The organism is Wolbachia endosymbiont (group A) of Pherbina coryleti (assembly GCF_964026875.1).
Classification (GTDB): Bacteria; Pseudomonadota; Alphaproteobacteria; order Rickettsiales; family Anaplasmataceae; genus Wolbachia; species Wolbachia pipientis.
In genome coordinates this window covers 871,574-897,015 of the sequence record NZ_OZ034706.1, presented here as the reverse complement: position 1 = coordinate 897,015, position 25,442 = coordinate 871,574, and the positions used below count along the sequence as shown (strand labels likewise).

Below are 25,442 nucleotides of genomic sequence, written 5' to 3'. Positions count from 1 at the left end.
GATCCCGCTAACAAGTAGCGGGATGACGAGAAAGGGGCTACTTGGATGACATTCTTCCTGGTGTGCCCAAATCACAATGTTCGTACATCTGTGGATTTATTCGCGGTATAGATTCCGCTAACGAGTAGCGGAATGACGGTTTTTCAAATTGTCGTAAGTCAGTTTAGCTATAATATCAAATTTTACCAACTATTTCTTTCTATTAAATAAGAATAAATTGCCTATACAAAAATAGATTGGCAATATTTCAAGTCTGCCAAGCAGCATTAAAAACGATAGAAATAATTTTACTTCATTACTGAAAGAGGAATAATTACCCGAAGGACCTATTAAATTACTAAATCCCGGGCCAGAGTTTGTAAGCGTTGCAGAGACTGAACTGATGCTAGTTATAAAGTCTGCATTGCTTAAGTAAGACATCACTATTGATGAAATGGTAAACGTTAACATGAAAATTGCAAAAAATATAAAGACAGAGTGAACTTCATCATTCTCCAGGGTTTTTCCATTGAATTTTACTCCATTGTCTGCATCAGGGTTTAATAAAAGGTAAAAGTAATTTCTTATAGACCTTAAAAGAACAATCAAGCGGAAGATTTTGACACCACCACTTGAAGAACCACTACATCCACCAACAAAGGTGAGAAAAAAAGCTAAGACTGAAATGAAACTCCAATCTATATGATTACAGATTGCATAACCAGTTGACGTAATCAAGGAAGTGATGGTAAATGTGCTGCATCTAAATGATAATGACACTCCTAAATCAACATTTTTATACAACCAAAAACAAGCAAATAAAGATGAAACAATAGCTATCTTAAAAAAGTAAGAGACCTGCTCATCATAGCAAATGTCTAACCGTCTTATGATTTTTAAATAGCTAAGAAAAGGCAGAGAACCCAAAATCATAAAAACGATCGTTATGGCTTCTAGTATGGGATTATTATAGTGCCCTATAGAATCATTATAGTTAGCAAATCCACCAGTTGATACAGCAGACATTCCGTGACATATTGCATCAAATAGTGGCATACCAGCTAGATAATAGGAAAATATACATAACAAAATTAAGCCATAATATATTGCCGTAACATGAATCACTACGCTTCGCGTATTCGGCAACTTCCTTTTGGTAGCATCTGAATACTCAGAATAAAGTAAATTATTTAGGCTGAGAACCTTAAACATAGGAAAAACTGTAATTCCTAAAGTGATTACACCAAAACCCCCCATGCCATGTAGCATTGCTCTCCATAGCAGTATTCCTGGAGATTGTTTTTCAATATCATTAAATATAGTTGCTCCTGTGGTTGTGATGCCAGATATCGTTTCAAACAATGCATCAACATAGCTCAGATTATCAAAATAGAAAGGAATAGCTGCAAACAGAGACAAGGCAATCCAGGTGCAACTAGTAATCGCAAAAATTGCTGGCATTCCATGCAATCTACTTAATTTACCGAGTAAAATAAAAATTGCGCCAGATGTGCAGGTAATTATGAATCCAGCGAGGAAATTTTTCCATTCGTAGCTGAGATACTTATTGGTAATAGCAGGAATAAGCATTGCTAAGCTAAACAGCAATAGGAATATTCCCACAATAAATACAATTGAACGCAAATTTTGTAAACGTTGATGATTTTTCATAGAATTACTTCCTCGCTATACAAAGCCATAAAAGCTACTCTAACGTCAAGCATTTTGTTGGCCTTTATTAACAGTTATTAACAGTATGCTTGATTTACTTGTAAATATGTGTGATAATTAAATTTTTATTAGAGGTAAGATATGGTTGAATTAACTAATGCACAAGAAGAAATTCTAGATTCATTAAGACAGGCAGTCTGGAATGGCAATTTTCAGGAAGTCCAGAACGTACTCGACAATAATGAACATAATGATATACAAGCAGTTTTGAGCCACGAGGGGACTTTGACTAGTGACAAAGGTACCATTTTAGATTTTGTTATGTGTTGTAGCATTACAATTAAAGCTCAAGTAGAGATCATTGAACAAATTTGGAAGGAAGCTGATCAAAAAACTCGTGATTTTTTGTGTAATACAGAATACGATCTAGCAGGAGGTGATAGTGTTAACACAATAAATATGCTTAGAGGCCTGCAAGAAAGGACCAACGATTCTAATAACGGACCTGTTCTTGGAAAAGTTATTCAAAAAATAGAAGATCACAAGTGGGTAATGGATCTTGATTCCAACTTACAAGAAGCAATAGAAAACCTTGATATTGATCAAGTTAAAGCAGCATTAGAGAATTGTGGTGAAGATGTAGAAAGGGTTTTAGAGCGAGAGGTATATTGGAGTAGTGGAAGAGTAGATGCCCTTTTAGTTTATCCTCTGAAAGTTGAATATAGTGAAGAATTGAACCAAGAAGATGTGGAAAAGATAAAAGAAAGCTTTAAATTAATGTTTGATGCTGCTTCTCCAGGGCTCCTTGGGTTCGAGCCCAATGGAAATAACTATGTAATGGATAAACTTACATGTGCACAAAAACGTTTTGCTAAAATACCTGGAGTAGGTGAGCAATGCTTTCAAGATTTGATTCAAGAATTTGAGGAAAAACTTAGTAAAAATGAACTAGATAATGCCAAGACTGATGATCAGATAGCATGGGATAAAGAGTATGCGACTCGATTTTCACAAGAAATCAATCAGGATCCGTCTGAGAATGATGATCTTAACTTTATAGATGACACTGATCTAGATCAAAACACCGTAAACTCTGCACCAACTGCAGACAACAAAACCCCAGAAAAAAACGATACAAACTTCTGGAGTGAACACAAAGGGAAGATCGCTCTGGGCGTTGTTGGACTATGCGTAGTTGGTGCTATTGCAGCCTATGTGCTGGCATATCCTGTAGTTGCATTAGTTTTAGAAGTTTTAGCAGTTTCAGCATTGGCTGTACTAGCTTATATTGGAGGAGTTTGTGAGAAATCAGAAAGCCCAAATACGAAAAGCTCGGACCCGGTTGTTTCTGGGGTGTTGCAACAACGCAGAACTGTCTAATTAGTAATCCATTGTCATCCCAGCGCGGCGCGCTGGGTCTGACTACGCTAGAACAAAGAATATAAAAGAAACGTTGCCGTCACGTTATATCATAAACCTTTGCTGAAGCTTTCTTTATATCTTCACTTGAAAGTGGAATTAGACCAAGCCTAGATAGGTACCCATCTTCAATGCTGATCGAATCTATAATTTCTTTTATGAATTCTCTTAATCCATCAACAGTATCCAGGTGTTCTTTCTTTATATAAAGGTATAGAGGTCTTGCTAATATATATTTTCCCGATGATATATTTTCGTAAGTTGGCTCAATTCCTGCAATTGTGCTCCCTTGTATTTTATCTTGATTCCTCATTAAAAAGCTAAAACTAAATATCCCTAAAGCGTTCTTGTTACTTTTCAATTTTTGTATTATTATGTTTTCATTAATTCCAACTTCTATATACCTTCCGTCATCCCTTATATTACCACATGCTTGCTTTCTTTCTTCCTGATCTTTATAATTCTCTTTGAAAATTCTCGAGTTCATGCATGAATATTGATCAAGCATAATAGAATTAACCAAAGTTTCGTATGTGCCTGTATTTTGATGTGGACCATAAATTTCAATTTCTGTTTTTGGTAAGGCTTGATTTACATCAGACCAAAACTTCTTATTATTTTTTACTAATTTATCATTTTCTTGAGAATATGCAGATAAAGTTTCAAATAAGTCCTTCTTTGTGAAATCAAATCTATGGCTTTGATTTGAATTTGCAATGACAACTCCATCATAGCCAATGATGATTTCTATCACTTCATTAATTTTATTCCTTTTACATAGTTCTCTTTCTACTTCCTTCATAGGGCGAGATGAAGTGGTGATGTCTGGAGTGTCTTCCCCTATTCCTGAGCAAAACATTTTGAATCCTGATCCACTTCCTATCGATTCCACAACTGGAGTCTTAAAGGAGAATACACGGTTGAACTCTTCGGCTATAAACGAGATAAAAGGAAAAACAGTTGAAGATCCAACAATTCTGATGTATTTCCTGGCATCAGCATTTGATAGCGGCGTGAATAATACGAATACAAAAATCAGGAGAAAGTTTCTAAGCATTATTTTTAGTTAAGAACATAAATCTAATTATTATAACAAAAATCAAACTGAAAAGCTTTAATTGCATGACAAAAGCTACAGTTTACATTTAAATTTTATTTTATATTATTGTAAGTATTACACAACTTTAAGGGGCAATTATGGCAGTTATGCCAGATAAATGGATAAGAGAAAAAGCTGAAAATTTTGGAATGATAGAGCCTTTTGTGAATCACAAAAGCAGCAAAGGTGTTATATCTTTCGGACTATCATCTTATGGTTACGATGCAAGAGTGGATAATAAATTTAAAATTTTTACTAACGTTAATTCAGCTATCGTGGACCCTAAAAATTTTTCTGAGAATAGTTTTATAGATAAGGAAACAGATGTATGCATAATTCCACCAAATAGTTTCGTACTTGCAAGTACAGTGGAATATTTTCGTATACCAAGGAATGTACTGGTCATTTGTGTTGGTAAATCAACTTACGCAAGGTGTGGAATTATAGTAAACGTTACTCCCTTAGAACCTGGATGGGAAGGTCATGTCACACTCGAATTCTCAAACACCACTCCGCTTCCTGCGAAAATTTACGCTAATGAAGGCGCATGCCAATTCGTATTTTTAAGCGGCGAAAGTGAATGCGAGAAATCATATGATGATATGAAAGGAAAATATATGAATCAGCATGGTATCACTTTGCCGCTGGTGAAGTGATTGCCATGAGAGTGGTAATTTTTCACTTCCGTACTTTTTCATTGTTGCTTACAATGATTATAGCTACATCATGTGCTTTTCTTAATTAAAAACTTCAATTATTTATTGTAAATTATTGAATTTGCTACTATTTAGTAGCAAATTGTCATCCAAGTGGCTGTAAAATGACAAATTCGTCATTCCGCTACTAGTTAGCGGAATCTATGCTAAGAGATACCGCGAATGAATCGCGGTATGACGGTTCGCGGCGGCATAACGATAAGCTCGTCATCCCGCTGCTTGTTAGCGGGATCTATCCGCTGCGGCATGACGTAGAGCCTACATTAGCTATAGAAACAAAAAGGAGGATCATTATGTCTACAATAATTTTATCATCAATTTTTGGTCAAGCAGGCAGCATTTTTGGGCCAATTGGCCAGATTATCGGCTCAGAACTCGGTGCTCTTCTTGGTGCGCAGCTTGATGGTGCGATGTTTGGCCTTGATGCCGAGCAAAAAGTAACGCATGGTGCGAGGCTAAAAAATCTGCAAGTTCAAACCTCAACCTATGGCAGAACAATTCCAATTATCTATGGCACTGCTCGTGTTGCAGGGAACATTATTTGGGCGCAGCCAATAAAAGAAGAGGCGATAACCACCAAAAGTAAAATTGGAAGAGGTATGAACGTTACATATAATTACTATGCAACGCTTGCAATTGCGATCTGCAAGGGGAAAGTAGAAAAATTAAACAGAATCTGGGCAGATACAACATCACTTAGCTTTGATGAAATAGATTATACTTTTTACAGCGGCAGAGAAGACCAAAATCCTGATCCATTTATGTCATCAATTGAAGGAGAGGGGAATGTGCCGGCTTATAGGGGAATATCTTACATAGTCATCAAGAATTTTCCTTTAGCAGACTATAATAATCATGTTCCGGTATTTACGTTTGAAGTGCAAACTGCATTAAAGCCCGTTGGGTTTTCAATAGCGGAAAATATTCGGAATATCAATATCATACCAGGTTCAGGTGAGTTTGTATATGATACAAAAATACAGAAGAAAATCGCGCAAGAGAAAATAAGCAGCAACCAATATATCCCATATGGGCTGGCGCAAAGGGTAAATCACAACAACCACACTAAAAAGAGCGATGCAATGCTTTCTTTGGATCAATTAAAGGGAGATTTACCAAATGTTGAGTGGGTATCGGTAGTAGTCAATTGGTTTGTGAATGATCTGAACATTAAAGATTGTAAAATATATCCTGCAGTTGAATTTCAAGATGATTCCGCAATATTACCTGATGATTGGCAAGTAGGGGGTGTAACCAGAGATAATGCTCAGCTAATTTCAAAAGATGCGAGTGGAAACCCAAGGTATGGTGGCACAGTTAGTGATGCAGCGTTGATAAGATACATAGAAGAGTTACGCAGCAGAGGCTACAAGGTGATGCTCTATCCAATGCCCTTGCTTGACACAAAGAACAAAGAGTGGCGAGGAAAATTGAGCGGGACTCCTGGGGATATAAGTGATTTTTTTGAGAATCAATATAACAAATTTATAGAGCATTATGCAAGCATTGCCAAACAAACTAAAGTGGAAGGGTTTATCATCGGTTCTGAACTTGTGCGGCTTACCAAAATTAGAGATGAACAAGGTAATTACCCTGCCGTTATAGAGCTAGTTAAGCTTGCAAAGCGAATAAAACTTCAGCTTGGAAAAGAAGTAACGGTAACTTACGCTGCGGATTGGAGCGAATACCATTCATATGATGGTTGGTATAATATGGATGAGCTTTGGTCTTCAGAGTACATCGACGTTATTGGCATAGATGCTTATTTTCCACTGACTGATGGTCCAGAGCCTCCTTTTGGCTATTCTGCGGAAGATGTAATGGGTGGTTGGAGCAGTGGAGTGGGGTATGATTATTTCTATGATTACTCAAAAAGTGAGCCTGAAAAAGTAAAGTATAACGACAGCAGGTATGCGTGGAAAAATATAGAGAAATGGTGGAGTGAAACTCACATAAATCCAGGTGGTAGCAAAACAAAATGGCAACCAAAAATGAAAAAAATATGGTTTACTGAATATGGATTTCCCAGTATGAACGGCTGCACTAATGAACCAAATGTGTTTGTTTACAAAGGCAGCATAGAGAGCAAATATCCACGATATTCAAACGGAGAGGTGAGCTTTCTTTCGCAAAAAATTGCAATTGAAGGAACGTTAAAAAAGTGGCAAAGCTCGGAAATGGTAGAAAAAATGTTTCTCTGGGCGTGGGATGCAAGGCCATTTCCTTACTTTCCCAATTTATGTGATATGTGGACTGACTGCCATAATTGGCAGACAGGACATTGGATTCAGGGAAAGCTTTCACAGCTTAATATTTCCGATGTTTTATCGGATCTATTACAAAAAGCAGGTTTAAAAAGCGATCAGTTCGATACAAGCAACGTCAAAGGGTTATTGTCTGGGTATGTGATAAACGACCAGCAACCCGTACGTTCTATTATTAAAATGCTGCAAAGTTGCTATTTTTTTGATGTGGTTGAACAGGACTCTAAACTGAAATTTGTTCAAAAGGGCAGGGGAGTTACAACTGTAATGCCAATTGGTGAAACGGTTTTCAGTAACAATTCAAAGCAAATGCAACTTGTTAATATTAGTCAACTGGATTTAAACAATAAAGTTAACGTCGTTTATTTTAATCGCAATTTTGGCTATCCAATTGATGTTAAATATGCTGAGTTGCCAAAGCAAGGCACTGCTATAACAGTTGAAATACCGCTCATTATGGAGGAGGGAGAGGCGCAAAATATAGCTGAGGTTTTACTTTATTCTTCGTGGCAAGAGAGAAATATATACAATTTCAAGCTGCCGATAAGATATGCGTGGCTTGCGCCAAGTGATGTAATGACGATTTTAGACGGTGAGAAAAAGCATACGGTGAGAATTATAAAAACAAAATTTGAAAGCATGTCCATTCAAGTAAGTGGTGTTGGTTATGACAGCTCCATATATAAGCTTTCTTTTCCTTCAACAAGGTCTCTTATGCTGAAGGAATACCCTCCTTCTCATATCAGCAAAACCATCGCAGAAATGATAGATTTACCGCATGTTAAAGGTAATATTGCAAGCTTTACTTTAATTGGTGAGGAAAGGAATTGGAAGGGAGCAACGCTCTTTATTTCGTACAACGATAAGGATTATAAGCCTATCGCAAGCACAAATAAGCAGTCTACTTACGGATATGTAATGGAATCTACCGACGAGGGGCTTATAGTAGTGTTACGTTTTGGAAACATAACTTCAATTGCGAACTCAAATTTAGCACTGGTTGGAAAAGAGGTAATAAAATTCCAGAATGCTGAACTTATAGATAAAAATAAATATAAGCTTAGCAACCTAATCAGAGGACAAGAAGATACTAAAGAATATGATCATGCCACAGGTGAAAAATTTGTTCTACTTGATGATTCAATAATATCTTTCGAAGTGCAAATGGGGAAAAAGTTTTACCTAAAAGCAGTGACTTACGGTGACCATACGCGTCAAGTTAAGAGATTGTGAGCAAATTTAGAGAGGTTAAAGTGGATACTCTAGCCCTTCTACGTTTGTCTTTTAATGAAAATCGCGACCAAGTTATAGTGAGTTTTTTAAGAAATGCTTTTAAACTATTAATTTTGGTTAATACTAAAAATAACTCTCTAACCCGCCTTTTTAGCTCAATAAATGCCTTTGTTAAGCTAAGTTCTGTATTCTTTTTCACTTCTGTGCAACCAACTATGCCGTGAAATATAAGAATTGCGCACAATTTAGCATATAGTTCACATAATACTCTGCATGGCTTTCCTTTTAGCTTATCAAGCCTGATATGGCTTTTATACAATTTAAATAATAACTCAATTTGCCACCTTACTCTGTAAATCGTTAATACTTGCTCAGCACTAATTTTATTTTCTGGAACATTAGTTATAAATATTGACCAGTTCAACAATTTTTGATTTCTTTTAGAGGATCTGCGATCTTGCTAATCTATTAGCTTTCCTTCTTCTGCCCATAGACTGTTCTTCAGTTAGTTTCTGACATATAATTCTTACTCTAATTTTTGCTTCTTTTCCTAACAATACCTCGTTTTCTAAAAATAACTTATCCTCTCAACATTCTAATAACTCCATTTTTTGATTTGTTTCTACATCATATATGTTGGTATCGACGACTTATGAAATAAGCTCCTATTTCATTGATTTGTTTAAAAGAACTTGGCACAAAATAACCGAGATCAGATATTAGCAAATCATTGCTTAATATATTACTTAAATGTTTCCTATATCCCTGGTCTGATCTTACCCCCTCCGTTAAATTAAGTTGGTCTATTATCTGATTCATGTAGTCGAAAACTAATTGTAACTTTATTCCAGACTTAGTATTGCTTTCATAGCCACTGTAGCTAGTACCATAACCTTTATACATCTCTTCCATACTGTTAGGTAGAGTAATATAGCTACTGTCCAATAATTTAACACTATTAAATTGCTGTAAGATTTTGCAATCAACTTGCAAGATATTTTTAAAGAGAATCACAGATTCATTATACATCCTTTTCATAAATTCCACTGCTTCTTCAGTAAATCTAAAATCCAAACCTTGTTTTGTTATATCTATCGAGTCCTCGTTTAGTAATTGACACATTGTTTCTACGCTACAATTATCAACTCCTATATTACCCAAGACCATGGCTTTTACGAATGATGAACCTTTTAGCTTTCTCTTTCTTTTTATAAACCTTGTTGTAATTGAGATTTTCTCTGCTTTTTCATTAAAAAATTCTTTGAGCTTTTTTGATAAGCAAGTTATTTTATTCATTGGTTCTCTCACTAAAAGTATATCTGGGAGAACTTATACCTTATTATTCTATCTCTTTCATACCTTTATTTCCTTAACTTGACGCGTATGCTTACGGTGACTCGCTGGAAAATACGGAAGTGAAAGTGATAAATTCATTTAGTAATTGAAATTTAATAAAGTAAGTGCTAGAATTAATATACAGGTATTAATGGTAGAGATATAACATGTCAAAGGAAATGGTCAATGCGTTGAAAGCTGAAGTGAAGAAGCTCAAATATGCTGATTTCAAAGCTAACACTTGGGACGAAGTAATTTCTGGTGAGGGAACATATAAGGATCTTAATAGAACACACGGCCTTGCTATTAACGGACAAAAAATAACTAACGAATTTATTAACAATCTGTATTCAAACCATAAAAATCTAATTCTACGGGATGAAAACGGAAAAGGGAATTATCGTCCATTTCTCAGACAAATTTTTACAGAAATGTTTAAACACGTTGGTGCAACAATTCCCAATAACTCTATTATTGAGGAGTTAATAAATAACTATTATCAGGGCGGATATACTCATTTTCTTCCTAATGATATGAATCAAGCTCTTGGATCTTTTCATTTGTCAACGCAAGGCAACTGTATGACAAGAGAGTATATTATGGATTGTCGTGAACCCAATTGTATAAAGCTTAGTTTTAGCATGAAATATACAAAAATGCTTAACTATGATGATTATACATATATCGAAACACCAGGTTTTTGCAGTTCAGCGGAGTTTAAACTGAAATGTGAAGATAAAAATGTAACATATGAAGATGGTAAAGTACTTCTTACCATTCCTAAAGAGCTAAAAAACTACAAAGTAAGTGGTAAGAATTTGTTTGATGTTATTGTTGAATATTTTCAGAAGCTTTGCGAAAAATTGGGCTTTAAATTTGAGACAAAAGTGGAACATAGCCTTGGTGAACCACTAAAGGTAGTAAGTGAGGCAAATGCATCTTCTGTTGAAGACTTAAAGCTTAAAGTGAATAATCAAAGGTAAGATATTGAAATTCGTGCTTTTCATGATTTTAGCTTAAGATTTCAGTGTCCGCTACTCGAATGACATCGTTTACTATGTAACATTGTACTTATACTAATGAAAAAAATACATTATAATTAAGTATATTTACCAATAAATCATTAAGTGAAAACAGCTCTTTCGCAAAATATCATCTCTCTTATTATGATATTGTCTGTAGCAATTGTCGATATGGCAACTGACCTATACTCAGTTGCACTACCAAGCATTGCCAATTATTTTAAAGTAGAAGGCAGTGTAGTGCAGCTTACAATTAGCTTGAATCTAGTTGGATTTGCGGTGTCTGGATTAATTTATGGTCCATTATCGGACCATTATGGTAGGCGTCCAATGATGCTGATTGGTATGACAATTTTTACTTTGGCAAGTGTCATGTGTTATATAGCCGACAGCATTGCGCTCTTGATACTAATTCGCTTCATACAAGGAACAGGGGCTGGTGTTGCAGGTGTTGTTGGGTATGCAGCAATAAGGGATATGTACTCGGGTAGTGAATACTCGAGAGTCATTTCAAAATTAAATATGGTTGTGGCACTCTCACCTGGAATAGCTCCAGTGGTGGGCAGTTATATAATTTCACATGGGTATCATTGGAAATTTTTGTTTTTTATTATATCACTTGCAGCAATTGCTATACTTATTTTTATCTACTTTAAGTTACAAGAAACACTCACTGTAAATAAAAATGAAACCAGTATAACTAACATAACTACTAATATCTTCAAGCAATATATATCAATATTTAGAAATTATCGTTTCCTTGGGTTTTCAGCCATTCATGGATTAACTTTCATGTGGCTTTGGGCATACATTGCTAACTACCCGTTCATATTTGAATCGATGGGCATTGAAGTACAGTATTTTGGCTACCTCATATCGATCATAGTCATATTCTACATAATTGGAACTTTAATTAATAGAAGGTATGTACCAAAAGTAGGGGTTAGCAAAATGCTAATAATAGGTTTGGTGTTACCGATAATATCCGATAGTTTATTGGTATATTTTTATTTCGCGGACAAGTTGAATATATTAATTCTTCAAGTCGCCTGGATTCCAGCCAATATCGGACTTGCATTAATAATAAGCAATAACGTAACTTCTGCTTTAGAAACGATCAAAGGTATAGGGCTTGGTAGTGCAGTTCTCTCATTCTGCAATATGATGTTTGGGGCTATTGGAATATATATAGTAGGAAAATTTTTTCGCTATGGTATTTTACCAAATTTACTATTAACAATAGCATGCTCTACAATTGCAATTCTTATGTACAGCCAGCTCAAATGTACTGAAAAACACAGGGAATAACCATTATTTGCGTGATCCAGAGCTCATGGGTTATTAATGACTTTATCATGATAATATAATTTTACAGGGGGTGAGAGCTCATAGATTATTAACGGCTTTATTATAACAATATAGTTTTACAAAGAGGTGTAGGATGAGTAGTTCACAAAGTAGAGATAATTTTTTTAAGGCTGTTGAAAGAGGTGATATTGATGCAGTAAACCGTCTAATAAGTGAAGGAGCAGATGTTAATGCAGTAGATGTACATAACAACACTCTTTTACATTATGCTGCTGGAAATGGCTATGCAGAGATAGTAAAAGATCTATTGGATAATGGGGCAAATGTTAATGCAGTAGGATTTGCAAATATGACTCCTCTACATCGAGCTGCTGAAGAGGGCCGTAAAGAGGTAGTAGAAGTTTTACTAAATAATAGGGCAAATGTTAATGCAATAGATGAACATAACAGCACTCCTTTACATAGGGCTGCTGAAGAGGGCCATCAAGAAGTAGTAGAAGCCCTACTGAAAGTAAATGGGATCGATGTTAATGCACAAGATAAATATGAAGGTACTCCTTTACATTTTGCTGCTGCACATGGCCATAAAGAGGTAGTAGAAGCCCTATTGGACAAAGGGGCAAGTGTTAATATAACAGATCAAAATGGAAAGACTCCTTTACATCGGGCTGCTGAAAATGGCCATGCAGAGATAGTAAAAGATCTATTGGAAAAAGGGGCAAATGTTAATGCAAAAGATGAAGGGGAAAATACTCCCTTAAATTTAGCCGGTGATGACGGAATAAAAACTCTATTGCAACCCGCAGAAGAATCTGATGATGCTAGTCCAGTATTGCAAAATGATGAAGAAGAAAGCCAAGTTCCACAAAATGCTGCTTTATTTGAGGCTGTTAAAAGAGGTGATATTGATGGATTAAAGCGTCTAATAAGTGAAGGAGCAGATGTTAATGCTTTAGATGGAAACAGATTTACTCCTTTACGGCATGCTATTGTCAAAGGAGACAAAGATATGGTCTCGCTTTTAATTGATAACAAAGCAGATGTTAATGCACAGTCTGAAAATGGACGCGCTCTTTTACATGTTGCTGTTGAAAAAGCCAACAAAACGCAACCACTCGATACAAGTATAATAGAAGCTCTATTAGAAGCAAAAGGGATCAATGTTAATATAGCAAATGAAAATGGAAGGACTGCTTTACATGAAGCTGCTAAAAGTTACGATAAGAAAATAGTAACAGTTCTATTAGAAGCAAAAGGAATTTGTGTTACTCCACTAGATAATACTGACAGCATTCCTTTAAAGCTTGCCTCTCAACAAGGCAGGCAACATATAGTAAAAATTCTAGAAGAAACGCAAAAGGATATCGAAGCTTTGTATTCAGCCGTTAAAAGTGATAATTATAAGGAAGTTTAAATTCTATTAAGTAAAAAAGTAAACGTTAATTCAATAGACAGCAATGGAAAAACTCCTTTACATGAAGCTGCTGCAAGTGGCCATAAAGAAATAGTAGACGCCCTAATAAAAGCAGGAGCAGATGTTAATATAGCAGATAAAAATGGAATGGTTCCTTTGTTTAAAGCTGCTTTCTATGGTCATAAAGATGCAACTGAAGTTTTATTAAATAGTGGAGCAAAGGTTGATACAGTAATGGAATCACTTCTTCAGAGTATGATGGAATATAATGACAATAGTAGCCATAAAGATATAGTTAAAGCTTTATTAAACAAGGGAGCAAATGCTGATGCAGTAGATTCATATGGACATACTCTTTTGCATTGGGCTGCTAGAGAAGGTTATACGGATATAGCAGAACTTTTATTAGAAAAAGGAGCGAATGTTAATATACAAGATAACGATCTATGGACTCCTTTACATTTTACTACAAAAAATAAAATGTTTATGGGTTATGCATATCGTCCAGCAAACGCCTCTGCGGAAACAGTAAAATTCTTAATAGAAAAAGGAGCAGATGTTAATATAGAAAATGAAGATGGAAATACTCCTTTCAAATTAGCCACTGATGAAGGAATAAAAACTCTATTGCAACCAGCAGAAAAATCTGATGATGGTTCAGCGGGTGGATCATCGACAGATAGTGAAGGGGGTCAAGAGGAAGAAAAACGAGTAGGTGATGATACTGAACTACAATCAGATAATAGCAAAGAAGGGGAAAAAACCAGCACCACCAGTGCAGAACAAGGAACTGATGTACAAGACAACGATGTAGGTCCTGTTGCTTCCACAGAACCTGCACAAACAGAAGAACAGCCGAGCTCTTTTTTTGGTAGTTTGTTTAGTATACTTATGAAGCCTTTTTCATTAGTTGCATCATTTTTTGGTGGTTTTTTTTCATGGTTGTTTGGGTCTGACGAAGAAAAGTCTGACACACAACCTTATGATGATTCTTCTTCACCTGGGGTCGATCAATCAGTTGAACAAAATAATGGTGATCATAATGACCAGAGCAATGTGATTTGATAGTGATCTTCTACCGGAAAAGGTGTCATCCCAGTGCTTGACACTGGGATCTCATTTTACTTTATGATGATGTCATGAAAGTAGCTGACATTGGGATCCAGAAGACTTAATTTCAACCAAATAATAAAGGCTAGATCCCAGTGTCACGCACTGGGATGACAAAAAAAGGAGCACTGGAATGACACCATCTTGGATGGAAATAACGTCACGCGCTGGAATGACAAAGAAGAGTGGGCTTTCATATGGTTATGCAAGAAGTCTACTGAATATAAACCAGTTTCTCACACACACATTTTACTACGTGATCAGCACTGATATTAAAATGCTCATAGAGTGTTTTATAAGGTGCTGATTCTCCGAAGCTTTTCATGCCAATAAATATACCGTTTGAACCTATGTATTTATGCCAACCCATTTCACTTCCGGCTTCAATTGCAACTTTAATGCTGTCATTATTTAATATTGCCGCTTTATATTCATCGCTTTGCTCGTCAAAAAGCCTCCAGCATGGCATAGAAACAATCCTTGTACCTATACCCTTTTCCTGCAATTTCTCCCTTGCTTCAACTGCAATTTCAACCTCGGACCCCGTAGCAAATATCGTCACTTTTAATTCTTTTGAACATTCACACAAAATATATGCACCAAACTTCGATAAATTAGCAGATTGATCGATATCAGAGTAGAACTTGCGCATGTAACTTACGTTTTGCCTTGAGAGCGCAAACAGTGCAGGTGATTCTTTTTTTTCGAGTGCAATGCTAACACACTCTAGAGTTTCAACTGCATCGGCTGGCCTAAAAACATATAGATTTGGTATAGCACGCAAAGAGGCTAAATGCTCTATTGGCTGATGAGTTGGGCCATCTTCTCCCACTCCAATTGAGTCGTGAGTCATGACATACATAACCTGCTGCTTCATCAGAGCTGAAAGACGTATAGCAGGACGACAATAGTCGGAAAATACCAAAAAAGTGCCGCCATAAGGAAGAATCGCGCCGTGAAGTGCCATACCATTCATACAAGCTGCCATAGCGTGCTCTCTCACTCCATAGTGGACATAAGAGCCACTATAATTATTGCTATTTATTACCTGCATGTGCTTATATTTAGTGCAATTTGACCCAGTAAGATCAGCAGAACCGCCGATTAATTCCGGCATAGACTCAGTTAAAAGTTCCATTACTCTGCCGAAAGAAGATCGAGTAGCTTCGTTTGGCATTAGCTCACATATTTGTTTCTTCAGGTCAGCTAAAACACCAGCGATATTATCTGGTAGATGTTTATCTAACCGTCTTTGAAGTTCTGCATGATACCCTGTCATCCCAGCATTCTCTTCTGTCATCCCAGTGCTTGACACTGGGATCCATTCTTTTTCTTCTTTCCTGGTCACGCGCTGGAATGACATCGTGTAGTTTTGTTTTGCTCTCTCAACAGTTTTCTTCCAGGCATTTTTCACATCTTCTGGTACATGGAATGGTTCATAATTCCAGTTTAATTTCTCTCTCATCTGTTTTATGTCTTCCTCCGAAAAAGCACCACTGTGAGCAGAGGATGTGCCAGCACGGCTTGAAAATTTTCCGATAATAGTTTTGCAGCAGATCATTGTAGGTTTATCAGACTTTTTTGCTTGCTCTATTGCAAGGGATATGGCATCAAAATCATGGCCATCAATTTTGTCAACATTCCATCCATACGCTAAGAAGCGTTTCTCTACATCGTCAGAACAGGAAAGGCAAGTAGCGCCATCTATAGAAATATCATTATCATCAAAAAGAGCTATAAGCTTATTCAATTTAAGATGCCCAGCAAGTGATGCTGCTTCATGGCTTATTCCTTCCATAAGACAGCCATCCCCTAGCATCACGTAAGTGTAGTGATTAATTAAGCTATCTCCAAATTGTTCTTTAAGAATCGATTCAGCAAGTGCCATGCCAACAGCAGTGGCAAACCCCTGACCGAGCGGGCCTGTTGTTGCCTCTACTCCGGAAGTCAAGCCAAACTCTGGATGACCTGGGGTCTTGGATCTCATTTGCCTAAAGTTTTTTAGCTCATCTATACCGATATAACCTGTCAAATATAATATTGAATATAGTAACATTGACCCATGACCGTTTGATAAAACAAAGCGATCTCTATTGAACCATTTAGAATCATCAGGATTATGATTCAGATATTTAGCAAACAAAACAGTTGCAACATCTGCCATGCCAAGTGGCATACCTGGGTGTCCAGAGTTTGCTTTTTGTACTGCATCAATTGATAAAAAACGGATGGCGTTTGCCATAGATTTTAAATGTGAATGATTCATGTGTTAATAGAAAAACTTAAAAATGAAGTATAAAAGATTATATCAGCAAAAACAAGTTGACACTGAGTGCTAAAATCCTTAATAATCTAAAGTTAAATCGTGAGAGTTTTTATATGACAACTGTTATCACTAGAAAGTATAGGATTAGCCGTAGACTTGGTGTAAATTTATGGGGTAGAGCTAAAGACCCAGTAAACAAAAGGAAATACCCTCCAGGTCAACATGGTATTCTTGGATTCAAGAAGTTATCCGACTTTGGTAAGCAGTTTGCTGCGCATAAGAAATTTAAGTTTTACTATGCGATTTCAAGTAAGCAGCTCAGACGTACATTTTTAGATGCTTATAACAGAAAGGGTTATACGGCTGATAATTTTATCGGTATCTTAGAATCGAGATTAAGTTCTGTTTTATACCACTCTGGTCTTGTTCCAACAATTTACTCAGCAAAGCAGCTCATATCTCACAAGCACGTTACAGTTAATGATAAGTTGGTTAACATATCGAGTTATCGAGTGAAGCCAGGTGATATAATAAAAATAAGAGAAAGGGCAGCAAAAATCCCTGTAGTAGTAGAGGCTGAACAAAAACAAGAGCGCAAGGCTCCGGATTATTTAGAAGCAGATAGTAAAGAGCATTCAGTGAAGTATTTGAGGTCACCTCAATATTCTGAGGTTCCTTATTCAGCAGACATGGAAGTCAATTTAGTAGTAGAGTTTTACTCTAGATAGATAAAAAAAGCCCGTGTGGCGGAATCGGTAGACGCAGCGGACTTAAAATCCGTGGGTTTTGCGACCTTGGGAGTTCAAGTCTCCCCATGGGCACCAATTTAACTTAGCAGATAAATACAAAAAAGTATGAAATGGCTTGATATAGAAGATATTGTGGAAGCTCTGGAGGAAAAATTTCCAAATGAGAATATAATTAGTATCAGATTCACTGAGCTTAAAAAAAAGGTCTTGAGTTTAGAGGAATTTGATGATGATGAAAAACGCTGTAACGAAAAAATACTCGAAGCTATTCAAGCAGCTTGGATTGAGGAAAGATTAACCGCATAGCAATAAACCATACGCAAACGTGATTTCTATTACAATTTGCATATTGATTATGCTATTTTTTGGATCTAGCCTGGCAAGTTAATAATCATTTAACTAATTACAATTAAAACAGCTATAAGGTTAATTATGAGGCAAAACAAAAATTTTTGAATGGAACGATCTTGACAAGTGCTACGTTGAGATAAGTTTTGCATAAAAATACTGCTTTTACGGTGTGAGGCTAGAGGTTTGTAAAGCAGTTAGCAGGTTGTCATCTAAGTAGCGTGACCAGAGCTAGATTCCGCGAACACGCCGCGGAATGACGACTATGCAATATGCGTTGCGGAGTGACGATTATGGTCATACCGTCACGGTATCTCACAAACATGTAGCAGTAATGACAAAATCTCAAGTTATATGTATACTTTTATATTATCTACCTACTAAAAAAACAGAAAAATGCTCAAACGTAGCGGTCCAAAAAAATTAAAGTCTATAATTGAAAACTATGCATTAAAATGCATGAAAAATAAGATTAGTAAAAATGAAATACGTCTTATTTTAAACTGGCGAAATATAGTAGGGAAAGAAATAGCAGAGTGTACAAAACCGAAAAAGATCTCATATGCACAGAATATAAATTCGGGTGTGTTGCATTTGGTAGTAACAAATGGCAGCAAAGCATTGGAAATTCAGCATATGATTTCTCTTATAATAGAAAAAATTACGATATTTTTTGGTTATAAAGCAGTATATGGTATAAAAATTAAGCAAGAGAGTATTGACTATTTGACTATATAAGGTAATCTAAGTACATAGAATAATTTGGTATATTGAAGTGAGTAGAGTTTGTGAATTAACAAATAGAAAAAAATCTTTTGGTAATAAGGTATCACATTCGAATCGTAAAACAAAGCGTACCTTTCTTTTAAATTTACATAAGGTTACGTTAACAAGTGATATATTGAATAAAAAGTTTAGATTTCGTGTGGCAACAAGAACTTTGAGAACTATAGATTACAAAGGTGATTTAGATGCTTTTTTGCTCAACACAAGAACGATTAAACTAAGTGAGAAAGCGCAGAAGATAAAAAGAAGGTTGAAAAAAGTTTTAGTAAAGCAAGAGGTAGAGTTAGCAGTTTCAGATGCATAGTAAGCCTCCATGGCTCAGAGCAAAAGCTCCGACCGGTGAAGTATTCAATGAGACCTTAAACATCGTTAAACTGCATAACTTGCATACAGTGTGCGAAGAGGCTGCATGTCCAAATATTGGTGAATGTTGGAATAAACGTCATGCTACTGTGATGATTCTTGGTTCTGTTTGCACTCGTGCTTGTGCATTTTGCAACGTTGCAACTGGCATTCCTGATAAACTAGACCCTCATGAGCCAGAAAATTTAGCAAAAGCGATAAAAAAGTTAAACTTAAAACATGTTGTCATTACTTCCGTTGATCGTGATGATTTGCCAGATGGTGGCGCAAATCAGTTTATACAGTGCATAGAAGAAATTAGAAAGATAACTTCAGAAACAACAATAGAGATTTTAACTCCTGATTTTTTAAATAAGAAAGGAGCATTTGAAGCAATCGCTGTTGCATCACCTGATGTCTATAACCACAATATTGAAACAGTGCCGAGATTGTATGCAAAAATAAGACCACGAGCTCGCTATTTTCATTCACTATATTTGCTGAAGATGGTAAAGCAGATTAATCCTAAAGTTTTCACAAAGTCGGGGCTTATGGTTGGTCTTGGAGAAACAAAAGAGGAAATATTTCAGGTTATGGACGATTTGCGCAGTGCTGAGGTTGATTTTATTACAATTGGTCAATATCTACAACCAACTCCAAAACATGCAAAACTTGATAGATATGTTACCCCAGAAGAGTTTGAGCATTATAAATATATCGCTTACTCCAAAGGGTTCCTAGTGGTTGCATCAAGCCCACTAACTCGGTCATCATACCACGCTGAAGAAGATTTTAACAGGCTCAAGGCCTGTCGTTGACATTTGTGTTAATTCAAATTAATTTTTACTAATTATAAAGGAGTTTTTACGTAATGTCTACTATAAAAATCGAGAAGAAATCACAATTAGTTAAAGAGGTATTCGACTCCGTGGCAAATCGCTATGACACCATGAATGATATAATGAGCCTCGGAATGCACAGATTATGGAAAGATAGGATGGTAAATAGTGTGCATTTTACAAAAAACTCTAAGGTTTTAGATGTTGCTGGAGGAACTGGAGATATAGCAATAAGAGTAGTAAGAAAAGAGCCAAGTGCTAAGGTTACAGTATGCGATATAAATCAAAACATGCTAAGCAGAGGACGTGATAAAGCTATAAATTCAAACCAAATTAATTTTGATTGGGTATGTGCGAACGCAGAAAGTTTACCATTTGAAGACTCCGAATTTGATTATTGCACAATAGCTTTTGGCATTCGAAATGTTTCTGACCGTAAGAAGGCTTTAAATGAGGCGCACAGGGTATTAAAACCACATGGAAAATTTATCTGCTTAGAATTTGCCCCTATGCACTATCAAAATGAGATATTTACCAAACTTTATGACTTATATTCATTTAAAGTAATTCCTAAAATTGGCAGCATAGTTGCTAAAGACAAGAGTTCTTATGAATATTTAGTGAAGAGCATCAGAGAATTTCCAACTCAGGCTGATTTTAAAATGGAGATTGAAGAGGTAGGTTTTAAGAATGTTGAGTTTCATAATATGAGCTATGGAATAGTGGCATTACACATTGGAACAAAATGAATATTAAACTCTGGTATAGAACGCTGGATTATTATCTCATCCTTCCAGTGTTTTTTTTGCTCACTATAAGCTTCATTCTTGTTTATTCAGCAAGCCCTGTAATTGCGCAGCGTCTTTCTTTACCACAAGATTATTTTATACGGCGTCACACAATTTATATAGTCCTGTCACTAATTACCTTGGTGACATTTTCTTTTCTCAACACAAGAACTATACTTAACCTCTCGTTCGCAGGTTTCATTTTATTTACTATTCTAGTAGCAATTGCGATAATACTTGGTATAGAGGTAAAAGGTGCGAAACGATGGTTACATATTGTCAAAATTTCAGTTCAACCATCTGAGTTCGTAAGGCCATTTTTTTCTGTTGTTATAGCTAGTATCTTGGCCAGCGAAATGAAGTTTAAAATACACATATCAATCATAATATTTCTGTTAGTTTTTGTGTTGTTACTTTTGCAACCTGATTTCAGTATGTCTATGCTTTTAACATATTCTTTTATCGGTCAAATGTTTATTGCATGTATACCATTTTTATACTTTCTATGCATAATAGGAATGGCCACAACTGGAACTACAATAGCTTACTTATGCCTCCCACATATAAAGCAAAGGATTTACAATTTTGTCTTTTTTACGCAGCGCGATAACTTTCAAGTCACAAAATCATTAGAAGCATTCAAAAGAGGTCAATTAACTGGAGTTGGGCCTGGTGAAGGTAGCGTAAAAGCCTCTCTTCCTGATTGCCATACAGATTTTGTGTTTTCTGTTTTAGCAGAAGAATTTGGTTTGATTACGTGCTTAGCCACATTGATGTTATTTGGCATCATTTCCGCCCGCTTGCTTTACATTGCATATAGGGAAAATGAATTATTTAATCTGTTGGTGATTCTCGGTATCTCAATTCAATTCATCACACAATTCATAATAAACATAGGGGTAACATTGAGTGTTTTTCCAACCACCGGCATAACCCTGCCGTTACTTAGCTATGGTGGTTCTTCTCTTTTATCTTCGAGCATCGCACTTGGCATAATGCTGTCTTTCAGTAGAAACCAAGCTATCGCATTAAAGTTTCGTGAGCGTGTTATGCTTGGAAGGTATATGGACTAAACTTGTACCGCTCACAACTATTATTGGTATCCCTCCAAAATGGGTATCTGTTCAGATGAGTGGCAAAATAAGGTAGACGAGAAAAGCAACTATAGGAACAAATGGGTGTCATGCAAGTAGCTGACACTGGGATGACAAAAAAAGGAGCACTGGAATTTTTGTTTCAGCATTAGCCATGCATCTGAACAGATACCAGAAAATATTCCACTGACATGCTGAACAACAAATACATCACTATGTCGTTTATCGCAAAAACTTATATTTTTCGTAACCATTCACACTTAATTCTGCAATTCTTTGATCTCACTCATAGAAAGACCAGTAGTTTGAGCTATAATATTAAAAGAAACACCTGCTTTAAGTAGATTCTTTGCGACTTCAATTTCCCTCTCTTTTCTACCTTCCTCTTTAGCAAGATCAAGTCTGTATTCAAGAATGGCTTCTTCTTTGCGCAGATCCATTATTCTTTCTTCATAAGTTATTAGATCTTTTTCATTCCAGTGAAACTTATCTAATTCATCATATGCTAGCTTTATTATTGGTGATTTTTCCGCAATTTTTCTGAGATCTTCGTCCGTTGTTTCATCTGCATATTTGAAAAAAAATAGCCAACGGTCTACTACACTTTCTAGTTGTTCTTCTCTACTCTTAGGAAATTTTGGCAGCTCTATGAAGATAAATTGAAAATCTTTTAAGTCATGCTCATTGGTTTTTTCATCTCTTATGGTATGGCTAGATATATAGTCAAGCTTATCAGGGAATAAGGTACAATTTGAAATCGCGATAAAGAAAATCTTCTTTAAATCAACGTATTTACCAGATTTATCAGCTTGTCTTGAGTAAGCCTTAGCAGCATAAAGTTGTGCGCGTTTTTCAAAGCCTTTATCACGAGCGAGCTGCATCTCAATTATATACCTGTTCCCACTAGAATCTCTGCAAAGAACATCAACAATGCTTTGTTTATCAGAAGCAATTTCAGGGTCCATAATGGTGCTTAAGAATTCTACTTCTTGTATAGTGTTGACTTCAGTACATCCTAAAATATCGTTTAAAAAATGGATAAGAATATTCTTATTTTTTTCAGTGCCAAAGATTTTCTTAAATGTTAAATCTAACTTTGGATCGAGAAATTTAGAAAGAGCCATAGTAAAAATACTGAGAAAAGATTAATAATTATACACTATTATTAACAACTATTCAACCATATTTTTAAGTATAGCTATACCGCCGTGGCGCTAACACGTAGCGGGATGACGAGGTTATCGTCACGCCGCCACGAACCGTCATACCGCCGCGGTATCTCTTAACATAGATCCCTTACTTAACCGTCATACCTTAACATAGATCCCGCTAACACGTAGCGGGATGACGATTGTCGTTTAGCCATAAATACTTAAGAAATTTACCAAACGAAAAAAAAGGCAAAAGAAGCCCTAGTCATTGTCTATTTTCAGTATTGGCGTTTTTTAAGTCTTAAACACTGCAATTTAGCTGCTTTTAAATGCAACTCACCTTAGTTTAAATGTTTAAGAAATTTACTAAGCAGAAAAAAAGGCAAAAGAAACCCCGTGTTAGCTAATTGTCACTCTCTAATCCTGCAAATTGGCGTACTATACTGTCTTAAACGACTTATAAGCGCATTTCAGCTTATATAGGTAAAAACCTAGAAATGTTGTGAAGACATAAGGTGCACATAGTGCAAAAAATTAAAAATAAGACGCCAACTACGTTGTTTTCTTGCTGTTTAATCTGCACAGATGAAGATAACTGAATACCTTCAATACCATGATAAGAGGACTGGCGGAGTTTGTCAAGCAAGTTTTTCGTTTCTGCGGGCTACTACCCTTTCTTGGTGGACTATAACAGCTGCAGAACCTAAATTGCTTCATACTACACCTTTCCCCTTTCCCCTGAAACTAAAATCTATATACTTAACTTTAGAAACTTTAAAATAAGATGCGATCTAATATTAGGCAGTTATTTTACTATATAAAGCCTAATCTATCCTATTTTGTCATAGCTTTTATTGCAGTTTTATTTTCAGCCTTAACGATCCTCCTCTTTGGCAGAGGCTTAAGCAATATAATTGATTCTGGCACAGAGCACGATTTTACTACCAAACTATTAGTTGCAATACTTATAGTTTTAGCCATTTCTCTCACTGCATTTACTCGGTTATATTTCATTGGCATTGGCAGCGAGAAAGTTATCGCAAGAATCAGATATGACTTATATAGCAGTATCACTAACTTGCAACCAAGTTTCTTTGAGAACACAGGCGTACAAGATGTTATCTCAGCGTTAATTACTGATACCTCTGTGCTGCAATCAATAATAAACAGCAGCTTACTAACCATATTACGAAATTTTGTGATTCTGATTGGCAGTGTTGCTATGTTATTATATACAAATATACAACTAACTGCGTATGCAGCCGCAATAATACCTATACTACTCATTATCATGACCTCACTTGGAAAAAAAGTGCGTAGCTATGCACGCTTTGCTCAGGATAAATTAAGTGAGCTTGCGTCATTTAGTGAGGAAAATTTTAGATCTATAGTGACTATCAAATCGTTTGTACTCGAGGAAAACGAAAAAATCCGTTTTAAGGAACATTTAAACTCAGTATCAAAATCATACGTAAAATTAGTACTCTTGCGTGCTATTTTAGTAACTCTAGTTATCACGTGTGTGATAGGTTCACTAGTTGTTTTGCTCTTTTTTGGTATTAAAGAAGTCTTAAGCAATAATATAACTATTGGAGAACTCTCCTCATTTGTGTTTTATTCAGCGCTTGCGGCAGGAGCTATAAATAATTTGAGCGATAATATCAGTGATTTACAACGAGGTCTTGGAATAGTAGAGCGTTTATTTGAATTTAAAAATATGAAAAGCTCTATAGCAGATCCCGATGATCCTATAAAAATTTGTAGTGTTCAAAAGGGAATTTCGTTTAATGGTGTAACATTTTTTTATGCTGATAAGCCAGCATTAGATAACGTATCATTTTCTATAGAGGCAGGTCAAGCAGTATCAATTGTTGGACCATCTGGCAGTGGTAAAAGCACCATTTTAAAGCTTCTGCTCCGTTTTCATGATCCAAACAAAGGTAGCATTACTATCGATGGGCACAACATTAAGTCAATTGCGCTAAATGACCTCAGATCGTTGTTTGGCTTAGTGCCACAAGATCACATGATATTCTCTTGCTCAATAATGGAAAATATACTATATGGCAAACCAGGTGCCGAATATGAGGAAGTAAAGCAAGCAGCCATCAGCGCTTATGCAATGGAATTTATTGATAAGCTGCCTGATAAATTTGATACATTTGTAGGAAAAAGAGGATTAAAACTTTCTGAAGGACAAAAACAACGTATTGTAATAGCAAGGGCCATACTCAACAATCCTCAGGTTTTAATACTGGATGAAGCAACCTCTGCCCTTGATTACAAAAGTGAGAACCTCGTGCAAAAAGCATTGAGCAAGTTAATGCAAAACAGAACAACAATCGTAATTACACACAGGCTATCAACCGCACTCAAGACTGACAAGATTATAGTAATTAATCATGGAAAAGTAGAAGAAGTAGGAACTCATGACTCTCTAATGAGTAAAGACGGGCTGTATGCAAAACTGGCGAAGATACAGTGGAATTGAAAGAAAATTTAAATCATA

At 35.9% G+C, this 25,442-nt stretch carries 19 protein-coding genes, 1 tRNA gene and 1 pseudogene; 16 read left to right on the top strand and 5 right to left on the bottom strand.

Annotation, left to right across the window (positions count from 1 at the left end):
• Positions 1–189 precede the first annotated feature (189 nt).
• The gene (locus AAGD87_RS04410) at positions 190–1,650 is read right to left on the bottom strand and encodes a TrkH family potassium uptake protein (RefSeq protein ID WP_341817419.1); all 1,461 of its coding nucleotides are present in this window, start codon (positions 1,648–1,650) and stop codon (positions 190–192) included.
• A gap of 141 nt (positions 1,651–1,791) precedes the next feature.
• On the opposite strand from AAGD87_RS04410, the gene AAGD87_RS04405 reads away from it, so the two are divergent.
• On the top strand, positions 1,792–3,030 hold the full coding sequence (locus AAGD87_RS04405) for a hypothetical protein (protein WP_341817418.1): 1,239 nt from the start codon (positions 1,792–1,794) through the stop codon (positions 3,028–3,030).
• Between the two features lie 79 nt (positions 3,031–3,109).
• Here the strand turns inward: AAGD87_RS04405 and AAGD87_RS04400 are convergent, their stop codons facing one another.
• On the bottom strand, positions 3,110–4,126 hold the full coding sequence (locus AAGD87_RS04400; protein WP_264339338.1) for a substrate-binding domain-containing protein: 1,017 nt from the start codon (positions 4,124–4,126) through the stop codon (positions 3,110–3,112).
• A gap of 140 nt (positions 4,127–4,266) precedes the next feature.
• Here AAGD87_RS04400 and dcd point away from each other — a divergent pair, with 140 nt between their 5' ends.
• Both dcd and AAGD87_RS04390 read left to right on the top strand, forming a co-directional pair.
• Positions 4,267–4,824 carry a dCTP deaminase gene (gene dcd / locus AAGD87_RS04395; protein ID WP_006280485.1) on the top strand — a complete coding sequence of 186 codons (558 nt, stop codon included), beginning with the start codon at positions 4,267–4,269 and terminating at the stop codon, positions 4,822–4,824.
• Between the two features lie 353 nt (positions 4,825–5,177).
• A complete protein-coding gene (locus AAGD87_RS04390; RefSeq protein ID WP_341817417.1) occupies positions 5,178–8,381 on the top strand; it encodes a glycoside hydrolase TIM-barrel-like domain-containing protein in 3,204 nt (1,067 codons plus the stop codon).
• On the opposite strand, the pseudogene AAGD87_RS04385 reads toward AAGD87_RS04390, so the two are convergent.
• A pseudogene (locus AAGD87_RS04385) lies at positions 8,368–9,677 on the bottom strand (IS4 family transposase). The gene AAGD87_RS04390 and the pseudogene AAGD87_RS04385 overlap by 14 nt on opposite strands.
• A 206-nt stretch (positions 9,678–9,883) precedes the next feature.
• Here AAGD87_RS04385 and AAGD87_RS04380 point away from each other — a divergent pair.
• From AAGD87_RS04380 to AAGD87_RS04365, 4 genes are all read left to right on the top strand, one after another.
• Positions 9,884–10,699, top strand: coding sequence for a hypothetical protein (locus AAGD87_RS04380; protein WP_338481530.1), 816 nt, complete (start codon positions 9,884–9,886; stop codon positions 10,697–10,699).
• A 183-nt stretch (positions 10,700–10,882) separates the two neighbouring features.
• A complete protein-coding gene (locus AAGD87_RS04375; RefSeq protein ID WP_264339590.1) occupies positions 10,883–12,046 on the top strand; it encodes a multidrug effflux MFS transporter in 1,164 nt (387 codons plus the stop codon).
• A gap of 133 nt (positions 12,047–12,179) precedes the next feature.
• Positions 12,180–13,460, top strand: a complete 1,281-nt coding sequence (locus tag AAGD87_RS04370) for an ankyrin repeat domain-containing protein (RefSeq protein ID WP_264339347.1) — start codon at positions 12,180–12,182, stop codon at positions 13,458–13,460.
• The gene (locus tag AAGD87_RS04365) at positions 13,461–14,525 is read left to right on the top strand and encodes an ankyrin repeat domain-containing protein (protein WP_341817799.1); all 1,065 of its coding nucleotides are present in this window, start codon (positions 13,461–13,463) and stop codon (positions 14,523–14,525) included.
• A gap of 259 nt (positions 14,526–14,784) precedes the next feature.
• Here the strand turns inward: AAGD87_RS04365 and tkt are convergent, their stop codons facing one another.
• Entirely contained in the window at positions 14,785–16,836 is a 2,052-nt protein-coding gene (tkt, locus tag AAGD87_RS04360; protein WP_338481528.1) for a transketolase, read from the bottom strand.
• A 113-nt stretch (positions 16,837–16,949) separates the two neighbouring features.
• Here tkt and rpsD point away from each other — a divergent pair, with 113 nt between their 5' ends.
• The 8 genes from rpsD (at position 16,950) to AAGD87_RS04320 (ending at position 21,761) form a co-directional block, all read left to right on the top strand.
• Positions 16,950–17,564 (top strand): 30S ribosomal protein S4, encoded by a 615-nt coding sequence (gene rpsD, locus AAGD87_RS04355; RefSeq protein ID WP_341817416.1) that lies wholly within the window; start codon positions 16,950–16,952, stop codon positions 17,562–17,564.
• A 9-nt stretch (positions 17,565–17,573) separates the two neighbouring features.
• Positions 17,574–17,660: transfer RNA gene (locus tag AAGD87_RS04350), tRNA-Leu, on the top strand.
• A gap of 30 nt (positions 17,661–17,690) precedes the next feature.
• Positions 17,691–17,891 carry a Fe-S cluster assembly protein IscX gene (gene iscX, locus AAGD87_RS04345; RefSeq protein WP_007552114.1) on the top strand — a complete coding sequence of 67 codons (201 nt, stop codon included), beginning with the start codon at positions 17,691–17,693 and terminating at the stop codon, positions 17,889–17,891.
• 438 nt (positions 17,892–18,329) lie between these two features.
• On the top strand, positions 18,330–18,671 hold the full coding sequence (locus tag AAGD87_RS04340; protein ID WP_010082513.1) for a DUF721 domain-containing protein: 342 nt from the start codon (positions 18,330–18,332) through the stop codon (positions 18,669–18,671).
• A 37-nt stretch (positions 18,672–18,708) separates the two neighbouring features.
• Complete coding sequence (gene rpmB / locus AAGD87_RS04335; protein WP_006279619.1) at positions 18,709–19,023, top strand: 50S ribosomal protein L28; 315 nt, start codon at positions 18,709–18,711, stop codon at positions 19,021–19,023.
• Positions 19,016–19,879 (top strand): lipoyl synthase, encoded by an 864-nt coding sequence (gene lipA, locus AAGD87_RS04330; RefSeq protein ID WP_264339352.1) that lies wholly within the window; start codon positions 19,016–19,018, stop codon positions 19,877–19,879. Before rpmB ends, lipA begins: the two co-directional genes overlap by 8 nt.
• Before the next feature lie 53 nt (positions 19,880–19,932).
• Complete coding sequence (gene ubiE, locus AAGD87_RS04325) at positions 19,933–20,649, top strand: bifunctional demethylmenaquinone methyltransferase/2-methoxy-6-polyprenyl-1,4-benzoquinol methylase UbiE (protein ID WP_264339354.1); 717 nt, start codon at positions 19,933–19,935, stop codon at positions 20,647–20,649.
• On the top strand, positions 20,646–21,761 hold the full coding sequence (locus AAGD87_RS04320) for an FtsW/RodA/SpoVE family cell cycle protein (protein WP_264339356.1): 1,116 nt from the start codon (positions 20,646–20,648) through the stop codon (positions 21,759–21,761). Before ubiE ends, AAGD87_RS04320 begins: the two co-directional genes overlap by 4 nt.
• Positions 21,762–22,042: 281 nt before the next feature.
• Here AAGD87_RS04320 and AAGD87_RS04315 read toward each other — a convergent pair whose 3' ends face one another.
• The gene (locus AAGD87_RS04315; RefSeq protein WP_264339357.1) at positions 22,043–22,906 is read right to left on the bottom strand and encodes an Rpn family recombination-promoting nuclease/putative transposase; all 864 of its coding nucleotides are present in this window, start codon (positions 22,904–22,906) and stop codon (positions 22,043–22,045) included.
• A gap of 811 nt (positions 22,907–23,717) precedes the next feature.
• Between AAGD87_RS04315 and AAGD87_RS04310 the strand changes: the two genes are divergently transcribed.
• The gene (locus AAGD87_RS04310) at positions 23,718–25,424 is read left to right on the top strand and encodes an ABC transporter ATP-binding protein (RefSeq protein WP_338481526.1); all 1,707 of its coding nucleotides are present in this window, start codon (positions 23,718–23,720) and stop codon (positions 25,422–25,424) included.
• The last annotated feature ends 18 nt before the right edge of the window (positions 25,425–25,442 follow it).

Bases quoted from the DNA above. Each gene is read 5' to 3' on its own strand.
- AAGD87_RS04410 (WP_341817419.1), bottom strand. From the start codon at position 1,650: ATGAAAAATCATCAACGTTTACAAAATTTGCGTTCAATTGTATTTATT.
- AAGD87_RS04405 (WP_341817418.1), top strand. From the start codon at position 1,792: ATGGTTGAATTAACTAATGCACAAGAAGAAATTCTAGATTCATTAAGA.
- AAGD87_RS04400 (WP_264339338.1), bottom strand. From the start codon at position 4,126: ATGCTTAGAAACTTTCTCCTGATTTTTGTATTCGTATTATTCACGCCG.
- dcd (WP_006280485.1), top strand. From the start codon at position 4,267: ATGGCAGTTATGCCAGATAAATGGATAAGAGAAAAAGCTGAAAATTTT.
- AAGD87_RS04390 (WP_341817417.1), top strand. From the start codon at position 5,178: ATGTCTACAATAATTTTATCATCAATTTTTGGTCAAGCAGGCAGCATT.
- AAGD87_RS04380 (WP_338481530.1), top strand. From the start codon at position 9,884: ATGTCAAAGGAAATGGTCAATGCGTTGAAAGCTGAAGTGAAGAAGCTC.
- AAGD87_RS04375 (WP_264339590.1), top strand. From the start codon at position 10,883: ATGATATTGTCTGTAGCAATTGTCGATATGGCAACTGACCTATACTCA.
- AAGD87_RS04370 (WP_264339347.1), top strand. From the start codon at position 12,180: ATGAGTAGTTCACAAAGTAGAGATAATTTTTTTAAGGCTGTTGAAAGA.
- tkt (WP_338481528.1), bottom strand. From the start codon at position 16,836: ATGAATCATTCACATTTAAAATCTATGGCAAACGCCATCCGTTTTTTA.
- rpsD (WP_341817416.1), top strand. From the start codon at position 16,950: ATGACAACTGTTATCACTAGAAAGTATAGGATTAGCCGTAGACTTGGT.
- iscX (WP_007552114.1), top strand. From the start codon at position 17,691: ATGAAATGGCTTGATATAGAAGATATTGTGGAAGCTCTGGAGGAAAAA.
- AAGD87_RS04340 (WP_010082513.1), top strand. From the start codon at position 18,330: ATGCTCAAACGTAGCGGTCCAAAAAAATTAAAGTCTATAATTGAAAAC.
- lipA (WP_264339352.1), top strand. From the start codon at position 19,016: ATGCATAGTAAGCCTCCATGGCTCAGAGCAAAAGCTCCGACCGGTGAA.
- ubiE (WP_264339354.1), top strand. From the start codon at position 19,933: ATGTCTACTATAAAAATCGAGAAGAAATCACAATTAGTTAAAGAGGTA.
- AAGD87_RS04320 (WP_264339356.1), top strand. From the start codon at position 20,646: ATGAATATTAAACTCTGGTATAGAACGCTGGATTATTATCTCATCCTT.
- AAGD87_RS04315 (WP_264339357.1), bottom strand. From the start codon at position 22,906: ATGGCTCTTTCTAAATTTCTCGATCCAAAGTTAGATTTAACATTTAAG.
- AAGD87_RS04310 (WP_338481526.1), top strand. From the start codon at position 23,718: ATGCGATCTAATATTAGGCAGTTATTTTACTATATAAAGCCTAATCTA.